Source organism: Polynucleobacter sp. es-GGE-1 (assembly GCF_018882005.1).
GTDB lineage: Bacteria > Pseudomonadota > Gammaproteobacteria > Burkholderiales > Burkholderiaceae > Polynucleobacter.
Genome location: NZ_JACVPE010000006.1, coordinates 179465 through 198040, shown reverse-complemented (window position 1 = coordinate 198040; position 18576 = coordinate 179465). Strand labels below are relative to the sequence as shown.

The 18576-nt window shown below is 44.0% G+C and carries 25 protein-coding genes; 10 read left to right on the top strand and 15 right to left on the bottom strand.

Annotated features, from left to right (window positions below):
- Positions 1–368: 368 nt before the first annotated feature.
- From ICN35_RS05930 to ICN35_RS05895, 8 genes are all read right to left on the bottom strand, one after another.
- Positions 369–968 carry an alternative oxidase gene (locus tag ICN35_RS05930; RefSeq protein ID WP_216125150.1) on the bottom strand — a complete coding sequence of 200 codons (600 nt, stop codon included), beginning with the start codon at positions 966–968 and terminating at the stop codon, positions 369–371.
- Between the two features lie 62 nt (positions 969–1030).
- Complete coding sequence (locus tag ICN35_RS05925; RefSeq protein WP_216125148.1) at positions 1031–2368, bottom strand: NAD(P)/FAD-dependent oxidoreductase; 1338 nt, start codon at positions 2366–2368, stop codon at positions 1031–1033.
- 42 nt (positions 2369–2410) lie between these two features.
- Positions 2411–2884 (bottom strand): TspO/MBR family protein, encoded by a 474-nt coding sequence (locus ICN35_RS05920; protein WP_216125146.1) that lies wholly within the window; start codon positions 2882–2884, stop codon positions 2411–2413.
- 26 nt (positions 2885–2910) lie between these two features.
- On the bottom strand, positions 2911–3051 hold the full coding sequence (locus ICN35_RS05915) for a hypothetical protein (protein ID WP_216125144.1): 141 nt from the start codon (positions 3049–3051) through the stop codon (positions 2911–2913).
- 11 nt (positions 3052–3062) lie between these two features.
- Positions 3063–4949 (bottom strand): 1-deoxy-D-xylulose-5-phosphate synthase, encoded by a 1887-nt coding sequence (gene dxs / locus ICN35_RS05910; protein WP_216125143.1) that lies wholly within the window; start codon positions 4947–4949, stop codon positions 3063–3065.
- Positions 4950–4963: 14 nt separating this feature from the next.
- A complete protein-coding gene (hemA, locus tag ICN35_RS05905) occupies positions 4964–6265 on the bottom strand; it encodes a glutamyl-tRNA reductase (protein WP_216125129.1) in 1302 nt (433 codons plus the stop codon).
- 139 nt (positions 6266–6404) lie between these two features.
- Entirely contained in the window at positions 6405–6644 is a 240-nt protein-coding gene (locus tag ICN35_RS05900; protein ID WP_215295274.1) for a hypothetical protein, read from the bottom strand.
- A gap of 42 nt (positions 6645–6686) precedes the next feature.
- Positions 6687–6893 carry a hypothetical protein gene (locus tag ICN35_RS05895; protein WP_215318422.1) on the bottom strand — a complete coding sequence of 69 codons (207 nt, stop codon included), beginning with the start codon at positions 6891–6893 and terminating at the stop codon, positions 6687–6689.
- Between the two features lie 243 nt (positions 6894–7136).
- On the opposite strand from ICN35_RS05895, the gene pufB reads away from it, so the two are divergent.
- The 6 genes from pufB to ICN35_RS05865 all read left to right on the top strand — a co-directional run bounded on the left by pufB (position 7137) and on the right by ICN35_RS05865 (position 9620).
- Positions 7137–7280 carry a light-harvesting antenna LH1, beta subunit gene (gene pufB, locus ICN35_RS05890; RefSeq protein WP_112294365.1) on the top strand — a complete coding sequence of 48 codons (144 nt, stop codon included), beginning with the start codon at positions 7137–7139 and terminating at the stop codon, positions 7278–7280.
- A 15-nt stretch (positions 7281–7295) separates the two neighbouring features.
- Positions 7296–7499: a light-harvesting protein gene (locus tag ICN35_RS05885; RefSeq protein ID WP_216125127.1), complete on the top strand. Its 204-nt coding sequence runs from the start codon at positions 7296–7298 to the stop codon at positions 7497–7499.
- Between the two features lie 87 nt (positions 7500–7586).
- Complete coding sequence (locus tag ICN35_RS05880) at positions 7587–8999, top strand: PucC family protein (protein WP_215318423.1); 1413 nt, start codon at positions 7587–7589, stop codon at positions 8997–8999.
- 47 nt (positions 9000–9046) lie between these two features.
- Positions 9047–9283 carry a hypothetical protein gene (locus ICN35_RS05875; RefSeq protein WP_215295281.1) on the top strand — a complete coding sequence of 79 codons (237 nt, stop codon included), beginning with the start codon at positions 9047–9049 and terminating at the stop codon, positions 9281–9283.
- Between the two features lie 2 nt (positions 9284–9285).
- Complete coding sequence (locus tag ICN35_RS05870) at positions 9286–9468, top strand: hypothetical protein (RefSeq protein ID WP_215295283.1); 183 nt, start codon at positions 9286–9288, stop codon at positions 9466–9468.
- The gene (locus tag ICN35_RS05865) at positions 9465–9620 is read left to right on the top strand and encodes a hypothetical protein (RefSeq protein WP_215295285.1); all 156 of its coding nucleotides are present in this window, start codon (positions 9465–9467) and stop codon (positions 9618–9620) included. Before ICN35_RS05870 ends, ICN35_RS05865 begins: the two co-directional genes overlap by 4 nt.
- 24 nt (positions 9621–9644) lie before the next feature.
- On the opposite strand, the gene ICN35_RS05860 is transcribed toward ICN35_RS05865, so the two are convergent.
- On the bottom strand, positions 9645–10118 hold the full coding sequence (locus tag ICN35_RS05860) for a glutathione peroxidase (protein WP_215318424.1): 474 nt from the start codon (positions 10116–10118) through the stop codon (positions 9645–9647).
- 127 nt (positions 10119–10245) lie between these two features.
- On the opposite strand from ICN35_RS05860, the gene ICN35_RS05855 reads away from it, so the two are divergent.
- Genes ICN35_RS05855 through ICN35_RS05840 form a run of 4 tightly spaced genes read left to right on the top strand, consistent with a single transcriptional unit; the run spans position 10246 to position 13012 of the window.
- Complete coding sequence (locus tag ICN35_RS05855) at positions 10246–11442, top strand: Coenzyme F420 hydrogenase/dehydrogenase, beta subunit C-terminal domain (RefSeq protein WP_216125125.1); 1197 nt, start codon at positions 10246–10248, stop codon at positions 11440–11442.
- Positions 11443–11468: 26 nt separating this feature from the next.
- Positions 11469–12053, top strand: a complete 585-nt coding sequence (locus ICN35_RS05850) for an NnrU family protein (RefSeq protein WP_216125117.1) — start codon at positions 11469–11471, stop codon at positions 12051–12053.
- A gap of 24 nt (positions 12054–12077) precedes the next feature.
- Entirely contained in the window at positions 12078–12428 is a 351-nt protein-coding gene (locus ICN35_RS05845) for a hypothetical protein (protein ID WP_216125115.1), read from the top strand.
- 20 nt (positions 12429–12448) lie between these two features.
- Complete coding sequence (locus ICN35_RS05840) at positions 12449–13012, top strand: lipocalin family protein (protein ID WP_215295294.1); 564 nt, start codon at positions 12449–12451, stop codon at positions 13010–13012.
- Here the strand turns inward: ICN35_RS05840 and ICN35_RS11375 are convergent.
- From ICN35_RS11375 to acsF, 6 genes are all read right to left on the bottom strand, one after another.
- Complete coding sequence (locus ICN35_RS11375; RefSeq protein WP_255534195.1) at positions 13009–13131, bottom strand: hypothetical protein; 123 nt, start codon at positions 13129–13131, stop codon at positions 13009–13011. The two genes, ICN35_RS05840 and ICN35_RS11375, sit on opposite strands and share 4 nt — an antisense overlap.
- 64 nt (positions 13132–13195) lie before the next feature.
- On the bottom strand, positions 13196–14398 hold the full coding sequence (locus ICN35_RS05835; RefSeq protein WP_215318434.1) for a geranylgeranyl diphosphate reductase: 1203 nt from the start codon (positions 14396–14398) through the stop codon (positions 13196–13198).
- Positions 14399–14441: 43 nt separating this feature from the next.
- A complete protein-coding gene (locus tag ICN35_RS05830) occupies positions 14442–15797 on the bottom strand; it encodes a BCD family MFS transporter (RefSeq protein ID WP_216125113.1) in 1356 nt (451 codons plus the stop codon).
- 12 nt (positions 15798–15809) lie between these two features.
- Positions 15810–16697 (bottom strand): chlorophyll synthase ChlG, encoded by an 888-nt coding sequence (gene chlG, locus ICN35_RS05825; RefSeq protein ID WP_251372021.1) that lies wholly within the window; start codon positions 16695–16697, stop codon positions 15810–15812.
- Positions 16698–16708: 11 nt separating this feature from the next.
- Entirely contained in the window at positions 16709–17461 is a 753-nt protein-coding gene (gene puhE / locus ICN35_RS05820) for a putative photosynthetic complex assembly protein PuhE (protein ID WP_215295302.1), read from the bottom strand.
- Positions 17462–17465: 4 nt separating this feature from the next.
- A complete protein-coding gene (gene acsF, locus ICN35_RS05815; protein WP_255534196.1) occupies positions 17466–18560 on the bottom strand; it encodes a magnesium-protoporphyrin IX monomethyl ester (oxidative) cyclase in 1095 nt (364 codons plus the stop codon).
- Between the last annotated feature and the right edge of the window lie 16 nt (positions 18561–18576).

The following is an 18576-nucleotide window of genomic DNA, read 5'->3' as shown; positions in this document are numbered from 1 at the left end:
AATGTCCAGAGATAAATTGGGATTATTTGCATTTGGCTTAGTACTAATAGGCTTTGTGGTGTTTGTAAAAACCGGCTCTTTTTTTCTCTTTTCCATAGGCATCGTATCTGTCGCCCTGTTAGTGTTTTCAAAAAGCAAATTCATTAAATAGATGACTGGTGAAAAGCTAGAGCTAATCTTTGAGTTTGGTGTGATATTGATCTCACCCATCATCTATCATCTCTATCTTTTGAAATACAAAAAAATTGCGCGAGAAATTGTTTTTAAGGATATCAAGATTTACTTGTTCCTTTACATTCTGATTGCCATCACCGGCTTATTCGCTCTATTGAGATAGCCCAATCATGAAGGCTGAGTTGGCTTAAATCCTAACGGTCGTATTCGCTAGCAAACTCATGATTCACGTCGCGATGCTTTGCCTCATCCTCTCGGACTGCAATCACCACATCACGCAATGTAGCGTCTGCAGATAAGTTCCAATAGTCAATGGCAATTTTTGGCGCAGGGATATTGGGTAAGCTTCCATTATCAATTTCACGTAAATATTCTGTATAGGAATAAACCGCTTCTTCTTCAAAATATCCAACAATACGATGAGCTGTTCTTGGAAAAAAAACGTAGATAACAAAAAACATATTCCAAAATACTGCTTGCGCAGTCAGGACTAAAAAGCGCTCAAAGGCATTTGGCTTAGCAATCTCAATAAAAGTCATTAAGTGCATTCTTTCATTTTCCGCCTCATCCAACAAAGTACGAATCTTCGGACCATATCCCGTTTTCATCTTGCGCAAACTGATCAGATGCGTCCACATCCCAGAAACCATGCCTGGAACACCTGCAACGGTCTCAAGAACGACTGCGCGGTGACCATATCTTTTTTGGAAAAAAGTATCTGCAAAAAAACGCATACTTTTTGTAAAGAAAAAGGCCACCCGGTCGGAGAAATTAATAGGTTTGTAGTGACTCATTTGATACTCTTAAGCTTGTTATTTGTATAAATATTACTCGCTTAAGTAAATATCTGCTTGGCTCAGTGAAGCTTGACGATAGAATGCGTTCTACGGTGGATTAAACGGCTGATGGTGTCTAAAGCCACCTTAACCCAGCCATGCAGGGCCAGTTGATGAAGTTTGTATAAGCTGATGTACATCAGCTTTGCAAACAAACCTTCCACCATCAGACTGCCGCCAATCAAACCTCCCATCATGCTGCCCACACTACTGTATTCACCCAAGGATACGAGCGAGCCAAAATCGCGATATTGATAAGGTCGCAGCGGCTTGCCATCCATGATTTGATTGATCTGAGAAAAGAGATGTGAGGCTTGTTGATGGGCTGCCTGAGCTCTAGGAGGAACAATGCCGCCCTTGCCATTATTCGCCCCTGGCCATGGGCATGCAGCACAGTCTCCCATTGCAAAAATATGAGGGTCAAGGGTAGTTTGTAGGGTTGGTAATACCAACAGTTGATTAGCGAGATTACTTTCTAAGCCGCCAATCCCATTCAAAAAGTCTGGCGCCTTAACCCCAGCCGCCCACACAATTAATTCAGCTGGAATTTCTACGCCACTAGATAAACATACTCGATCAGACTGTATTTCTTTCACCTTGGCATTAGTCATGACTTCAACGCCAAGATCTGTGAGTAACTTTTCAGCCGCGCTGGAGATTCTTGCAGAGAGTGCAGGCAATATTTTAGGAGCAGCCTCAATCAAAATGACTTTGAGATCTTTCTCGGGATCCACGCGATCCATGCCAAAAGAAATAATCGCACGCGTAGTGCGATGCAATTCTGCGGCTAACTCTACTCCAGTAGCACCAGCCCCAATAATGACAACCTGTAATTGATGGGCTTCCAAAGGCTTGGTTTGAGCTTGCGCCCTAAGACAAGCATTGATCAAGCGTAAGTGAAAGCGCTTTGCATCTACAAGAGACTCAAGCCTTTGAGCATATTGTTCAACGCCCGGGGTTCCAAAATCATTCGTTAAGCTGCCAATAGAAATGATTAGGGTGTCGTATTGAATCGTTTGCTGAGGCGTAATCAATACACCCGCGTCATCATAAAAAGGGGCCACCTGAATTTGTCGGTTGATTCTATCAATACCGGTTAACTCACCCAGACGAAAACTAAAATGATGCCAGTGTGCTTGCGCAATGTAATCTAGCTCTTGATCGGCAAGATCCATAGAGCCTGCAGCAACCTCATGCAGTTTTGGCTTCCATAGATGGGTACGATTCTTATCCACCAAAATAACGGATACTTTTTTAGAGCCACTGTTGCGGGAGCGAAAACGATCGCCGAGTTTGGTTGCAAGCTCTAGACCGCCAGCGCCGCCTCCCACAATCACGATTCGATGTTCTTTAGTCATGGACTTCTCTTGATTTGTTTTACCTGCATCCCAGTCGCACTTTTAGGGGAAGGGGCCATTCAGTCGAACTGTATCCCAATTTAAAACAATCGCAATACTGACCCATACCAAATACGGCAAGATATATAAGCTATATTTAGTAGAAATTTTTCTGATTGTCAGAAAAATAGCTAGCACTGAAAGCCATAAAAACACGGCTTCATATAAAGACCAATCAGGTCTTTGAAAACGAAAATACAAAATGCTCCACAGTAAATTCAGAAGTGCATTGAGCCAAAAGAAAATATTCAGGCGACTGAGAATCAAAGTATCCGAGGTCAAGTGTTTTACCCCTACCCAAGCGATACCTGAAAGAATAAAAATAGTAGACCAAATGGGACCAAATAAAAAATCGGGGGGTTTCCAAAAAGGCTCTTTTAAAGCGTGGTACCAAGGCCCCAAATCCGTTGCTAAGCCGCCCAGAATGGCTATGGATAGGCCCCACACAAATGGCACGACCATTTTCTTATTCAACATGGGTTAATCAGCCTTTGGTTCAGTATTTAAGCGTAATAGTTGATTAAGAAAAAAATCAAAATGAAAAGATTCAGAGTGCCAAAGATGATGGCAACAGGTTTACCAATGTATTGCCACTTTTGTTCTTTTGATAAACCTTGAGTCTCTTTTTTTTCTTTCTTAAACATGAAATAGATCGTTAGATTTGAAAATGCTCACGCACCTTAGTCAGAATTTTTTTCGAGGATAGACCGTAAAAATCTAGCAGCACATTAATATCACCATGCTCGACATACTCATCGGGTAGGCCAATTTGTAAAGTCGGTATTTGAATCTTGTGTGCTGATAAGGCTTCTAAACAGGCGCTACCAGCCCCTCCTTGGATAGCGCTATCTTCAACAAAGACCAAAGCATCATGATTTTTTGCCAGATCTAATAATAATTTTTCATCTAGAGGTTTCACAAAGCGCATATCGGCAACCGTAGCATCAAGCTCCTCTGCAGCCTCTGGCGCACTGTAAAGCAAAGGACCAAAACAAACGAAAGCAATCTTTTTACCGACGGCTACAGTATTTTTGATTTTGCGAACGATCAATCCTTCGCCAACAGTAATAACCTCAAGTTTCTGAGAGGCTTCAGGACCCAATCCAGAACCCCGTGGATAACGCACCACTGAGGGACCATTTAAGCTAAAAGCTGTGGTCAACATATTTCTGCAATCTGCTTGATTAGATGGCGTCATGAGCACCATATTCGGCAAGCATCTTAAAAAGGCCACATCAAATGCACCTGCATGTGTTGCACCATCTGCACCAACCATGCCGGCTCGGTCTACGGCAAAGACAATCGGTAAATTTTGCAAGGTCACATCGTGGATCAGTTGATCGTAGCCCCTTTGTAAAAAGGTGGAATAGATAGCGACTACTGGCTTGAGACCTTCACAAGCAATACCTGCCGCAAAAGTCACCGCATGTTGTTCTGCAATGCCTACGTCAAAGTAACGCTCAGGAAACTGTTTTTCAAACTGAACTAGACCAGAACCCTCGCGCATCGCTGGCGTAATACCAATCAGACGCTGATCTTGCTTTGCCATGTCGCAAAGCCATTCACCAAACACTTCGGTATAGGTTTTTTTACCTGGCGCGGAAGGCTTTAGACCTTCGCTAGGATTAAATTTTCCCGGCCCATGATAAGCAATCGGATTTAACTCTGCCCTCTCGTATCCTTTGCCTTTTTTGGTAACGATATGCAGAAATTGTGGACCATCAGTTTGGGCAATCTTTTTTAAATTACTCAATGTGACAATCAAATCTTCCAAGTTATGACCATCGATTGGGCCATAGTAATCAAAACCAAATTCTTCAAAAATGGTAGCTGGACCAATCATCCCCTTAGCATGACCTTCCAGTCTTTTTGCAAACTCTCGCAAGGGAGGGCTATAGGAAAGCACCTTATCTAAGCCTTTTTTAGTGGCCCCATAAATTGAACCGCTAATGAGTTTTGCTAAATATCGATTGAGAGCTCCGACGGCTGGCGAAATCGACATTTCGTTATCGTTCAAAATCACGATCAAAGGAATGGATTTATCAACCCCGGCATTATTTAAGCCTTCGTAGGCCATGCCCGCGCTCATAGAGCCATCTCCAATTACAGCAACCACATTGCGCTTTTCGCCCTTCACCTTACTGGCGACCGCCATTCCTAAAGCAGCTGAAATACTGGTGGAAGAATGTGCTGTGCCAAAAGCATCGTATTCGCTTTCCGAACGCTTAGGGAATCCAGACAAGCCTCCAAACTGACGCAACTGAGGCATTCCCTCTCTGCGCCCAGTCAAAATTTTATGAGCATAGCTTTGATGGCCTACGTCCCAAACGATTCTGTCATCAGGCGTATTGAAAACGTAGTGCAAGGCGACTGCTAACTCTACTGTTCCAAGATTAGAAGATAGATGCCCACCCGTACTAGCAACAGATTGAAGGATAAATTCACGCAATTCATCAGCCAATTGTGGAAGCTCAGACTGTTCGAGTTGCTTTAAGTCCTGCGAAGAATTAATCGTATGGAGTAGTTTGGTGACCTGGAGCATATTCAACGCCGTCATTATTTTGGAGGATAAATACTAGTGAGAATTCGCTTGAAATCTTCGATCTCATTATTGGGTGAATTTTGTAATGCATTGATAGGGGCATGCATAAATTTATTCGCTAGGGCATCTGCCATGATCGATAAAACCTCAACCGGATCTTCGCCCCTTTTAATACGCCGCACTGCTTTTTCCAATTCAATTTCTTTGAGTCGGTCTGCAGTATTTTGCAAGGACTGAATGATTGGCACTAGTGTTCTTTTTTGTAGTGTCTGGAAAAATTCACTCACACCATTGTCAATAATAATTTCAGCATCAGCCATTGAGAGCTCGCGGATATTACGACCTTCATTAACCAGGCTGCCCAAATCATCAACCGAATACAGGTAGGCATCCTTGAGAGAGCGAATCTCTGGCTCTATATCACGTGGCACAGCTAAGTCGATTAATACAATCGGCCTACTACTTCTAGTCTTCAAAGCTGTTTTAACAAGCCCCATACCTATGATGGGCAAGGAACTAGCCGTGCATGAAACAACGACATCAAACTCATGCAAACGGGTTGGTAGCGATTGCAAAGGAAAGGAGTCGGTTTTTAAACCCTTCTCGGCAAAAACTTTGGCCATTTCGTCGCCACGGTCAACGGTACGATTCGTGATCGCAATCTGCTTTGGTTTTTTACCCGCAAAGTGTGAGGCGCATAACTGAATCATTTCGCCTGCACCAATAAATAAGACTTTTGAGTTATTTAAATCACCAAAGATTCTTTCAGCTAAGCGAACTGATGCGCTAGCCATAGAAACTGAATGTTTACCAATATCCGTTGTTGCGCGTACTGCCTTAGCAACTGAAAAAGTTTTATTAAATAGTGGCTTTAAATATGATCCCAATGTGCCTGCTTGATCAGCGAATTCAACCGCTTTCTTCATTTGACCCAGAATCTGAGTCTCACCCAAAACCATTGAGTCCATTCCGCAGCTCACTCTAAATACATGCTTTACAGCATCAGTCTCTTTTGCAGAATAAATATATGGCTTTAATGCATCACTGTGCAAACGCTTTTGTGCAGTCAGCCAATTAAAAGCACGCTCTTCTAAATGATGACTCGGTTGAATCACGTCATTAGCGGCACAGTAAATCTCCATGCGATTGCAGGTCGATAAAATAGCGACTTCGGGCATTAACTCGCGATGGGTGCCTCGCAAATAATCACGAAGATCTAATAATGAGTCTTGCAAATCCTCTGGAGAAATAGCGACACTCTCTCGAATATCAATTGGAGCTGTGTGATGATTCACACCAAGATTGAGTAATTGCATACGAGAGGATATCTAAAAATAGCTTGAAGTGGGCATAGAAAAATCATGAAAATGATTCTTCCCCGTGATTCACAAGATGTCAATCAAGATTGACACCTATTTCGGTTTCCCACCTAGGGAAAACCCACATATGAACCCATTATTGCTGGCTCTTAGCAGCAGCCTCGTAAGTTTTGAATTTTTTGTATGAATTCACTGTGGAATACAAGGCCAAGGCCGTGATCAGCACAAAAAGTAAATTGGTAAATGAATACTCCTGATAGAGAATCCAGATCTGCCCGAGCAAGGCGATGGGGAAGACAACGATGGCAAATTTGAGCCAAAGCATGGTTCTTTTAAACTTCGCATCAATTGGGCTCGATGTAGATTGCTTATTCATAACCTATCCTTATCAAACAAGAGGCTGGACCTCACATTAATCTCAACGCAGTATACGAAAAATGAAGCTTGTGAGGCCCTGCGCAAGAATGAAGGTGAAAATTGCCCCCATGAGGCCCATAAAAACACCAGGGACGTCTCCTAAATCGAGCTGCTTGGCAAATAGGAGGGACATGGCAAACCCGCCTGCAGCACAAGCGATCTCAAAAATGATTTTGATAGTGCTAAAACGCTCACTAGATTGACTCATATGACACCTCAATTAGACCGTGTTCGGAGCCCATTTTATCCCCCAAAAGCCCTAAAACAGCTCAAAAATAGCTGTTTTGCCATGTATTCTGCAGTGCAACACGTTGACTTATAAGGGAAATTCCTTAGAAAAGTGTCTAGATTTTTTTACACATTAGGACTAAATTCACCTTGTGGCAAAGAAGGTTAATTAGTACCCTCGTGTGGGTTTGCACGACGCAGTTAGATTTGAGAGGAAAACACTATGACAAATAACACTCTTACAGGTCTGAGTGTTGAGGAGGCGGAAGAGCTACATCGCAACCTCATTCAAGGTACGCAATTTTTTGGGATGATCGCAGCACTTGCCCATTTACTTGCTTACATCTATTCACCTTGGTTGAAGTAATTTAAGGAGCTTAAGATGATCTACGGAAAAATGTGGACAGTAGTAAGACCAACAGTTGGCATCCCATTGTTTTTGGGTGCAGTAGCAGTTGGTTCCTTTTCAGTTCATTTGGCATTACTTAATAACACAACTTGGGTGAAGGCTTTTTTAGAAGGCGGTAAGTCTGCTAAGGCTGGCGCTACTTCTGGAGCGCCCGCGGCACCAGCAGCACAAAAATAAGTTTTATTTTGTCTCATAAGACCTAGATCGTTAGATCTGGGTCTTATTTTTTTGTTTTGCATACTCGTCAGTTAAACTCAGTTTTAGATGAATCGCTTTAGTCAAAAATTAATCAGTACCTGGGCTAATTTAGGTCCCCGTTTTTTGCCCTTCGCAGACGCCGCTTCTGCTGAACTACCACTAGGTAGATTACTCAGACTATCCCTCTTCCAAGTATCAGTTGGCATGGCCTTAGTGCTCTTAGTGGGCACACTGAATCGAGTAATGATTGTGGAGTTACATGTACCAGCATCATTGGTATCGATCATGGTTTCCTTGCCCATTATTTTTGCTCCTATTAGAGCGCTGATTGGTTTTCGCTCTGACACTCATAAATCTGCTCTCGGTTGGCGTCGCGTTCCTTATATTTGGATGGGAACCATGGTGCAATTCGGCGGACTAGCCATCATGCCTTTTGCTTTGCTAGTATTAGCTGGTGCAGGCAATGCGAGCGAAGCGCCAGCATGGATTGGACTAGCAGCTGCTGGACTGTCATTTTTATTTGTTGGCGCCGGCATTCACACAACGCAAACCGTTGGTCTTGCCTTGGCTTGTGATCTTGCACCACCTAAGGCGCAGCCTAATATTGTTGGCCTGATGTTTGTGATGTTACTCATTGGTATGATTGGCAGCGCTTTGATTTTTGGTCAGCTATTAGAAGAGTACAGCCCTGGACGCTTAATCCAAGTCATTCAAGGAAGTGCTGTCGTCACGATTTTGTTGAATGCTATTGCACTTTGGAAACAAGAAAGCCGCGAAGAAGCGCGTGCTAGAGCGCAAGTCGCTAGAGAACAAAACTTTAAAGAGTCTTGGGAAACCTTCAAGGAGGGTGGTCAAGCAATTCGTCGCTTAATTGCAGTAGGTTTTGGCACCATGGCATTTAGCATGAATGATGTTTTACTAGAGCCTTATGGTGGTGAATTATTAAACATGAGTGTGAGTGCTACCACTGTGTTAACTGCTACTTTGGCCGTTGGCTGTTTGTTTGGCTTTAGCATTGCATCCAAGGTATTAAGTGCTGGTTACGATCCTTTTAAGATGGCTAGTAATGGCGCCAAAATTGGTATTCCTGCATTCATGTTGGTCATCATCGCTGCGCCATTTAATAGCACTCTCATTTTTATTCTCGGGGTGGTATTAATTGGCTTTGGTAACGGGCTATTTAGTCATGGAACCTTAACTGCCACCATGAGATATGCTCCAGAAAATCAAAGTGGCTTGGCATTGGGTGCATGGGGAGCAGTGCAAGCAACTGCTGCAGGGATTGCAGTTGGCTTTGGAGGCATTTTTCGGGATATTTTGGCTGGCATGGCTTCCAGAAATTATTTTGGCGAAGAGCTCAATAGCCCAGCTACCGGTTACTGCGGTGTCTATCTAATAGAAATCATCTTGCTGCTCATCACTATCGCAGCAATGACCAATTTCATATGGCCAGCTAAGCCAGTAGAGTCGGTTGCTTAATTGAATCTGCCTGCTAGGCTCCTAAGCTACTAGTCGTCATCAACCCAATGACCAACTTACCGCAATTAGCTGAAAAGACCTTCATCCTTTCGGGCTTCTTCATTAGCTCGGTTAGCTTTATCTTGATTAGCTTGAGTCTGTGGGACTTCATTTCTGCCGATATGTTTTCTTTTGGTCTTTCTTCAGGCATTCGTGTATTGGGTGGCTGCGCTATCATTGGATGCCTTCTGAGCGCAATTGGCTACGGAATTGGGGATTATTTTAATAACGAAGTGAAGGAGTGAATATGTTTAAAAAATCAGATTACTTCATTCTCATGGCGGTGGTGATTTCATTCTTTACCTCAGCCTATTTATGGTTTGTAGTCCAAGATCGTGAGCAGTCGATCTTTACAGCGCTTTGGGTGCCCTCAATATTTTGCTTTGGGATTTATTTCAAATTATCTGCATTATTGAATCGTAAAAAATGAGTAACACTACCCTACTCCTTCTATCGATCTTTGTTTTTTGTCTCTTAATTGCTGGCCTGTATTACATGGTTCGTGAATTTATGGGTGAAGTTCAAGATGCCTTCCCAGATGTCAACGAATGGTTAGACTCCGATAAGAAGAAAAAGAAGTAACTACTTCTCTAGGCAGCATCTCATTTAGAGTAGTTTTTGAAGCGCTTCTTCCATCTTACTAGCGCCATCGGCCGATGCAAGTCGTGTGATGGATTGACCATCTTTGCTCACAATAAACTTAGTGAAGTTCCACTTAATCCCAGTGGTTCCCAATATGCCAGGAGCCCGATCCTTTAAATAAGCATACAAGGGATGAGTGTTATCCCCATTCACATCAATTTTCTCAAACATCGGAAAAGTCACACCATAGTTAGTGCTGCAAAAGCTTTGAATCTGCTCTGCAGAGCCCGGCTCTTGAGCGCCGAATTGATTGCATGGAAATCCTAAAATTTCTAACCCTTTGGCTTTGTTTGCCTCATACAGTTTTTGTAAATCACGGTATTGAGAAGTAAAGCCGCAGTTACTGGCGACATTCACGATCAAGAGCACCTTACCAGCATAATCCTGTAAATTTTCTGCACTTCCATCAAGTCTTTTGAGGGGGATATTCGGTAGCATATTTCATTCTCCAAGATGATTAAATTGATCTACAAATCTTCTATACTCGGGTGATAATAAATGGATTATTAGGCTTTCGCTCTATGGCTTTGCCTCCCCTAAACTATCAAGATTATTAAAGGCTTGCGTGACAATAGATACAGCACCTTATCGAAGCCTCTGCACTGACTGTGGCATTTCTCGCACTGATAATCCAAAACGTTGCGGCGAAGCTTGTCAATTTATCAAGCCCAATTACCCAGAATTAGAAACTCAGGTTCATGGCAGGGCAAGAGATTTGGGTCGCCCTGATGAACTGCATTTTGGTCCCTTCATCAAAATGCTGAGGGCTGCACTCAATCATCCTAGTGCAGGCGCGCAATGGACTGGAATTACCACTCGGATCGGGGAGCGCCTACTTGAAACAGGCGCAGTCGATGCCATTCTGACGATGACCGAGGATCCCCAGGATCGCTGGAAACCATTGCCGATCATTATTGATAAAGCATCAGATATGGCCAAGTGTCGTGGCATGAGAATGGGCTATGCGCCACTTCTCTCGCTATTAGAGCCGGCGATTGCTAAAGGCTATAAAAAGATGGCTGTGATTGGCATCCCTTGTCAGGTATACGCTTTAAGGGCTCTAGAAAAAGAATTAGGCCTCGAAAAACTTTACGTGATTGGAACGCCGTGTTCTGACAATACCACCACTGAGAACTTTCATCACTTTCTGTCCTTAGTTAGCCCAGAGCCAGATGAGATTAACTATCTTGAATTTAGAGCGGATTATCACGTTGAAGTGCGCTTTAAAAATGGCAAAAAGAAAGAGATTCCGTTTCTGCAATTGCCGCTCTCTACTTTGCCAAATGACTTTTTTCCCTTAACCTGTCGCACCTGTGTTGATTACACCAATGTGCTGTCTGACATCACAGTTGGCTATATGGGCGGTCAGGGTGAGCAATGGCTGATCGTTCGTAATCAACGTGGCGAAGAATTACTAGCGCTCTTGGGTGATGAAGTGCACACCTCTGTACCAGGAAGTGCTGGCAAACGTCACTCAGCCGTGGTGGGCTTTATGAAAAATGTTGAGCGCGCTGCTGGTGGCCTTCCTTTAAGAAAAATGCCGAACTGGTTAAGACCGATTGTGGGTTGGTTAATGCCTAAGGTTGGACCTCGTGGTCTTGAATTTGCTCGCACTCGCGTAGAAATGAAAGCCATTGAAACTGTGATTCATCTAAGAAGAGAGCAGCCTGCAAAAATGGCCTCGATGATTCCTAAACACATCTGGCCTCTAGTAGAACCCTATGGCATTAAGCCCAGCGAATCAGAAATTCACAAACCTTAAAACCTATTTTCCCTTTGGAGTATTCCATGGCTTTATTTCTATTCGGTCTCTTTATTTTTCTCGCCAGTCACTCTTGTCGCATCTTTGCTGAGTCATGGCGCAACCAAATCATTGATCAAATCGGTGAAGTGAAATGGAAAGGCCTCTACACCATCATTTCCTTAATTGGATTCATCATCATGGTAGTTGGCTATGGGCAAGCAAGACAAGATACCTTGGTTTTATGGCAGCCTAATGCATTTCTCATTTATATCGCCTTCGTATTAAACCTCATCGCCTTTATCTTCTTAGCCGGAAGCTCGCCTTCGAATAATGCGATCCGCCTCAAGCTAAAACATCCAATGATTCTCGGCGTCAAAGTATGGGCCCTAGCGCATTTACTATCTAACGGCACCCTAGTAGATCTCATCCTATTTGGCAGCTTTCTCATCTGGGCTGTTTTGGATTTTCGTTCTGCCAGAAAACGACCAGTTCATATGCCTGAGCAAGCTCAAATCAGCACTAAGGCTACTGTGATTACTATCGCTTCTGGCGTGATTCTCTGGGTGGTTTTCATATTCGGATTGCACCAATACTTGATTGGGGTTTCTCCTCTCGCTCAACTCTCTTAAGCGCTAGTTTTGGCGTCTGCCCCGATGAGTCTAAAGAACGCTTTAGCGTCTCTATTATTGACTTTGGCTTTATGGGGTTGCGACTCTCATGCACCCAAAATAGACGCGATTGATCGTAAAGCAAAGACACTGGCATGCGTTCTCAATGGTAGTCCTATGCAGATAGTCATTCATAAAGACTCGCTGGTTGCAAGCTTGCTCTATGAAGGCAAAGAGATTAGGATTGACCTATTAGAGGTGAAAGATTTCTACCAAATATTAATGCGCTTTGACCCACAAATTGGGCAACTTAAAATCAATAAGATTGGCAATGAATTGATTCAACTCAAAAGCGGTAATGAACAAATCACTACTTGCAGCATTCAACTCAACTGAAAAAAACTGAGGCAAATATCATGAGAAAACATCACTACATTTTTGGCTTACTTTTTTTCTTGTGCGCACAAACTGGGGTGATGGCCCAAGCTGAACCAAAGCCAAATGCTCCTGTTAAAACAATCCCTTCACTAGACGTTGCCCGCTACCAAGGGACTTGGTACGAGATTGCTAAGTTTCCAAATTGGTTTCAAAGAAAGTGTATTGCTGATACCAATGCCACCTACAAGATCAAAGATGATGGCAATGTGAGCGTGACGAATCGCTGCACATTTGAAAATAATGAAAAAGGTGAGGCCTTAGGCACCGCAAGGCAAATTGGTGACTCCACCTCACCCAAACTAGAGGTCCGTTTTGCACCAGCTTGGTTAGGGTTCCTGCCCTTAGTCTGGGGTGACTACTGGGTCATTGATATTGACCCAGAGTACCAGTTGGCCGCCGTCAGCGATCCTAGAAGAGAGTATCTCTGGATACTCTCACGTACTAAAACAGTGGATTCCAATCGCTACCAAGCGCTATTAAGCCGCCTGGTGAACGACAATGGCTTCAGTCTCGAAAAACTGAGCCTGACCCCACAAAATTAAACTGAGAACAAGAACTTAATAAAGACAATTCCAGTAATCAAACCGGAAAAGGCAATAATCCCAATCAGATACATTTTGCCGGACTTCATTTTTAAGGTTGCTGCGCTGTTATCTTTCATGATGCCACTTCCTTTCAGTAGTCAAAACTGATTAAAAACTGCTGTCAAACAAACACCCTACTCTTTAAACTTTTGCAAAACCCAATAAATGGGCGGTATCTTTTAAGAAAATCTTGAAGTGCGCCAAAGGATCACGGCGAACAAGTTTCTTATTCATATACGATTCAAATGTTAAACGCTGAACGTCTTTATCTTCACACATCTTGACAAAGCGTTCGCGGCGTTTATCGTTGTTGTACCAAAAACGCTGCATGATTCCGAGTACCAAAAATACAGTACCGTGTTCTTTCATGAAACGCTTGCGAGCTTTTGCTAACACCTTGCCATTGCCAGTTACCAGTAGCTCTTCAACAGCCTCAGCAGCGACTCTGCCGCCATACATTCCGTAATAGATGCCTTCGCCTGAGGCTGGCGCAACTACGCCAGCGGCATCTCCTGCCAAGACAACATCTCTGCCGTTATCCCATTTTTTTAATGGCTTCATTGGTAGCGGTGCGCCTTCATGCCTGAGCATTTCAGCACCCTCAAGACCAGTTTGTTTCTTGAGTGCGCCTACTGCACTTCTCAAAGAGAAGCCTTTATCAGCAGTTCCAGTTCCAATACTCATGGTTTTGCCATGAGGAAAGATCCAGCCATAAAAGTCTGGGGATAAAGCACCTTGATAAAAAACATCGCAGCGAGAACCATCAAAATCAGCTGGTGGATTATCAGGAACCTTCACTATCTCATGATAGGCAAAGACATATTCCACATCCTTAGCGCCTGGAATCGCTTGGCGTCCAACTCCAGATTTAGCTCCATCTGCACCAATCACTGCTTTAGCACGAACAGCTATAGTTTCATCAGGCGCACCATGCTTGCCGCGCACAACATAGTGAATGACTGAGACTCCATCTTGATCTCGAGTGATTTTCTCAAAGATGCCCGTTCTTCTCTCGGCACCATCATTGGCAGCACGCACGCGCAAAAATTCATCAAACTTATCGCGATCGACCATCCCGACAAAGCCGCCCTCAATATGCATATCTACTGCCTTATCTGACGGCGCAATCATTCTGGCGCAATTGGCCTTAGCTACTAGGAGCTCATCAGGGATTTCAAAATCCTTAATTAGGCGTGGAGGTATGGCGCCGCCGCAAGGCTTGATTCGGCCCATGCGATCCAAGAGGAGCACTTTGCGACCTTTCTTGGCCAGATCACTTGCAGCTGTAGCTCCAGTAGGGCCACCACCAACTACTACGACATCAAAAGTTTCTAAAGTACCCATTCTGATCTCCATATATTGAGCACATCATTTAATCTTGAAAAACTTACGCACCTACCAAATGCTTTGACAACTCGTTTGTTTGCTTGTGCGGACGTGTCTGAAATGATAAGTACGCAGCCACAACAAATAAAACAGCTTCTAATAAAAAGACAAATGCATAGGCAGTCGCTGGGTTTCCTAAAACAATCCGAGCTATATCGCTCAGACCAGTCCCGACGATGCCACCTAAACCAAAAGCAAGGGCCTGCGAAGCGCCCCAAATACCCATGCGAACCCCTTCACGCTTTTCACTGCCTAAGCTGGCAAATTGCATCATTGAGCCAATGGCTGCAATTGAAAAAGCGCCATTAAAGATACCTAAGAAAAAGACAGCGGTCTTGAAAAAGAGACTGCTGGCAACCGGTCCGGATAAGACCAAGCCCATCATGGCAATCGCTGAAGCAAGACACCCACCAATAGTCCAATTGCGCAGAGAAGTTAAATTCTTGGACTTTGCTCTGCTGGTAATGAACGCTAACGTGAGCATCCCTACCAAGACACCACCATTTTGAAGACCTGATAAAGCCGTGGTTTCAGCAGGAGTGTAGCCAAATGCTACTGCAGCAAATGGCTCCAAGATTAAATCTTGTGAACTATAGGCCAACATGGAAATAAAGACAAACCAGGTAAATGAGCGTACGGCTCCCTCTTGCCAAACTTCAGCAAGTGCCTCACGGAAATTAACCTTGGTATTCTGTTTTTGTAAATCCTCGTGGGCTAGATTGATCGCTTGTTTTTCAACTGACTCTGCTGGTGTCTCCATACCCCAAATAGCCAAAAAGGTAACGATAACTGCTATTACAGAAACGGTAGAAGAGATCATCAATAAACGCTCAAAAGAAAATGGCGTCAAAAATTTTCCGCTGATGCTGGCAGTCATTGCAAAGCCAAAAATCATCATGAGCCAAACACAGGTTGCTGCAGCTGCTTTGCGTTTGGGGTCAACGCGTTTAGCAAGTAAAACCAATAAGGCAGTACCGCTAGCACTCACACCAATACCAATCATGGCAAAGGCAACTATCGCTAGCGCAATACCCAAAATAATAGATTGCTCCAAGAGAATGATTGAAGTTGCAGCCAATATGCCGCCACTTGCTAAAACCAATATGCCGCCTCGTATCCAAGGTGAAGCACTTCGAGTCTGATCTGAGCCAAAACCCATGCGGGGACGAACCAATTGAACCAAGTAATGCAGAGCAACTAGTGCTCCAGGCAAAATAGCTGGAAGTGCAAGTTCAATTACCATCACTCGGTTTAAGAGAGAGGTGGTTAAGACCACGATGGAACCTAAAGAGGCTTGCACCAATCCTAGCCTAGCAATTTGCAGCCAACTGAGATAAGAAATGTTTGCGGTGCTCATAGGTTCAATGAATTAACTGATAGCGAATCGCCCTGCTACTGCAAATGCACTGACCATCATTCCTGCAACAAATAATGGCACCCCAAAACCACTCAAAAATAATGCGCGCTTAACTGGATCCTGCAAGAAATAATGCATCATCTTGATTTGACCGGCGATGAGCAGCAAGATCACGAATGCTTGCCAAAAGGCACCCCAAATCAAAAGTAGCCCAAGCACGCCGAACTGTGGAACCAGCATCATCAAACAGGCATTTTCAGCGGCGCCTGCGATACCTAGTTGCACTGGCAGAGATAGAACGCCCATTCGACGATCGCCCTCTACTGCCTTGAAATCATTCAAAGTCATGATGCCATGAGCGCCAATGCTATATAGAATGGCAAGCAAAATCGAAGGGGTCGATGGAAATACATCACCCATCATGACAGCCGAACCAGTAAACCAAGCTAAGCCTTCATAAGATATTCCGCAAGCGGCATTGCCCAACCAACCGTTTTGTTTAAAACGTAATGGCGGCATGCTGTAGAGCCACGCCAGTAAAAGACCGAGCAGTGTCGCAACAAATGCCCAAGGACTAATAAACCAGCCCAATGCCAGTGATAGTAATGTCCAAATGAAAGCGACATAAAGCCCCCAAGTTCCGGGCATGCGACCTGAAGGAATGGGACGCTGAGGCTCATTGATGGCATCTACTTCACGGTCAAACCAATCATTCACTGCTTGGCTAGCCGCACATACCATAGGGCCTGCCAAGATCACGCCAGCGATTAATAAATGCCAGCGACCCTGAAAAGAAACACCAGTCGCTATCACCCCGCAGGCAAAAGCCCACATTGGCGGAAACCAAGTAATCGGCTTCAGTAATTCGAGAATGGCCGAGGGCGCAGGATACCTCTGCACCGGAAGAGTATTTATGATCGCATTCCCCATTTCCACAAGCCTTCACTAGAAAAAGGAACAACCATCAAAATATGCTCCAACACAGCCAAAGATAAAATCGCGCCGGTGAGAGACATGGAAGCTACTTCAAAATCAGTACTGCTGGGATGAATTGCAACCTCCCAGAGTGGAATAGCGCACAGCACACCACCAATTACTGAGAGGGGCAGCAAGGGATTCATCGGCTTGCAGGTGAAGTAAGTAAAGATGTATTTCAGGTGATTCGGTAAAAACCGTTCGTTCAGGTTCAGTACACCCAAGAAGATATTGAGCTTCGCACTCTGTCTCATGAGCCAAAGAATCATGAAGGTCCAAAAGCCTGTCTGGTTGGCACCACCCCAAGTCATGATGGTTACTAACACTGCTAGAACTACCAAAGCAATTTCATGGTGCTGAATAGTCTGAAAGGCATAGTGCATCTTTTTTAAGCCACGACAATCTTCAGGACAAGGCTCTCTACGAGGGCCAGTGACATAACCGAATAAGAAACCGATTTCTTGCCAACCCCAAACTAAAATTGCGCAGGTAAAACCACAATAAGCTCCCGCTACCGTACCTAAGTTGGCACTTGTTTTCAGCCCTACCAATGCCATAGCTAGCACCATACCGCTTACCCAAAAAGCATTTCTATAGGTGGAGGGATGGCGCTGATTTAAGAGCAGGATGATCCCGGTGCTAAACCACCATATAAAAATCGAGTAGAGGATAGGCCAAACGATGCTCATAAAATTACCAGGTAGGGACCATCCGAACGTTGGCAGGTAAGGTGTTATCTTGGACTGGAATGAAGTAAAGCTTCGCAAACACTAAACCAGCGCGAGCACCCAGAATGGCTGTCTTCACCTTATTCATGAAGCCACCCTCTTTCTTGTATGCGTCCATCTTCTCAAACAAGGCTCGCATCTCCTCAAGATAGTGATAGAAACGCGGATCATCTAAATTCACAGAAATTGGGAAGACCTGCTTAATAATTTCGTTTGTGATGAAAAGTACTTTCTTGTCGTAATCCGTTGGAGAAATTTTCATCGCTTTATATAGCTCAATGCGGGTATGGTCGCGCACATACATCGTTGCATAGACTGCCAAGATGAAAAAGCGAATCCATAATTTATTTACACCTTGCAGCAACTTAGGATTAGCACGCATGATCAACGCAAAGGATTCGCCATGACGGAACTCGTCATTACACCAACGTTCAAACCATAAAAAGATTGGATGAAAACGAACCTCAGGGCGACTCTCAATTTCCCTAAAGATCGTGATGTAACGGGCATAACCAATCTTTTCTGAGAGATAGGTCGCGTAGAAAATAAACTTCGGCTTGAAGTAAGTATATTTCTTAGCTTTTGCCAAAAAGCCTAAGTCAATACCAATATTAAAGTCCTTCAGCCACTGATTAATAAAGCCAGCGTGGCGGCTTTCATCCCTGGCCATATAACCGAACAAGTTACGCATATCTGGGTTGCTGACCTTACGCTTGATCTCAGCGTACAAAATACATCCAGAGAACTCAGAGGTAATCGAGCTGATTAAGAAATCAACAAACTCATCATATAAGGCGGGATGCAGATTGGAATAATTCTTATCCATATCTGCAGGACGCTGGAAGTGATCCGCATTATTGTCGCCCTCATACTCTGCCATCAATGCATCCCACTCTGGACGCAAGGAGTCAATACTAATGCGATCCATCTCTTTAAAGTCAGTCGTATAAAAGCGCGGGCTTAATACCGCATCTTCTAATGCCATCTTGGTGGAGTCATTGATTGATCCCTTTGCAGGGATCTGACTTTGCAACATACTTTCTGCGCTATCTAAATTCATTTCCAACTCCAATAAA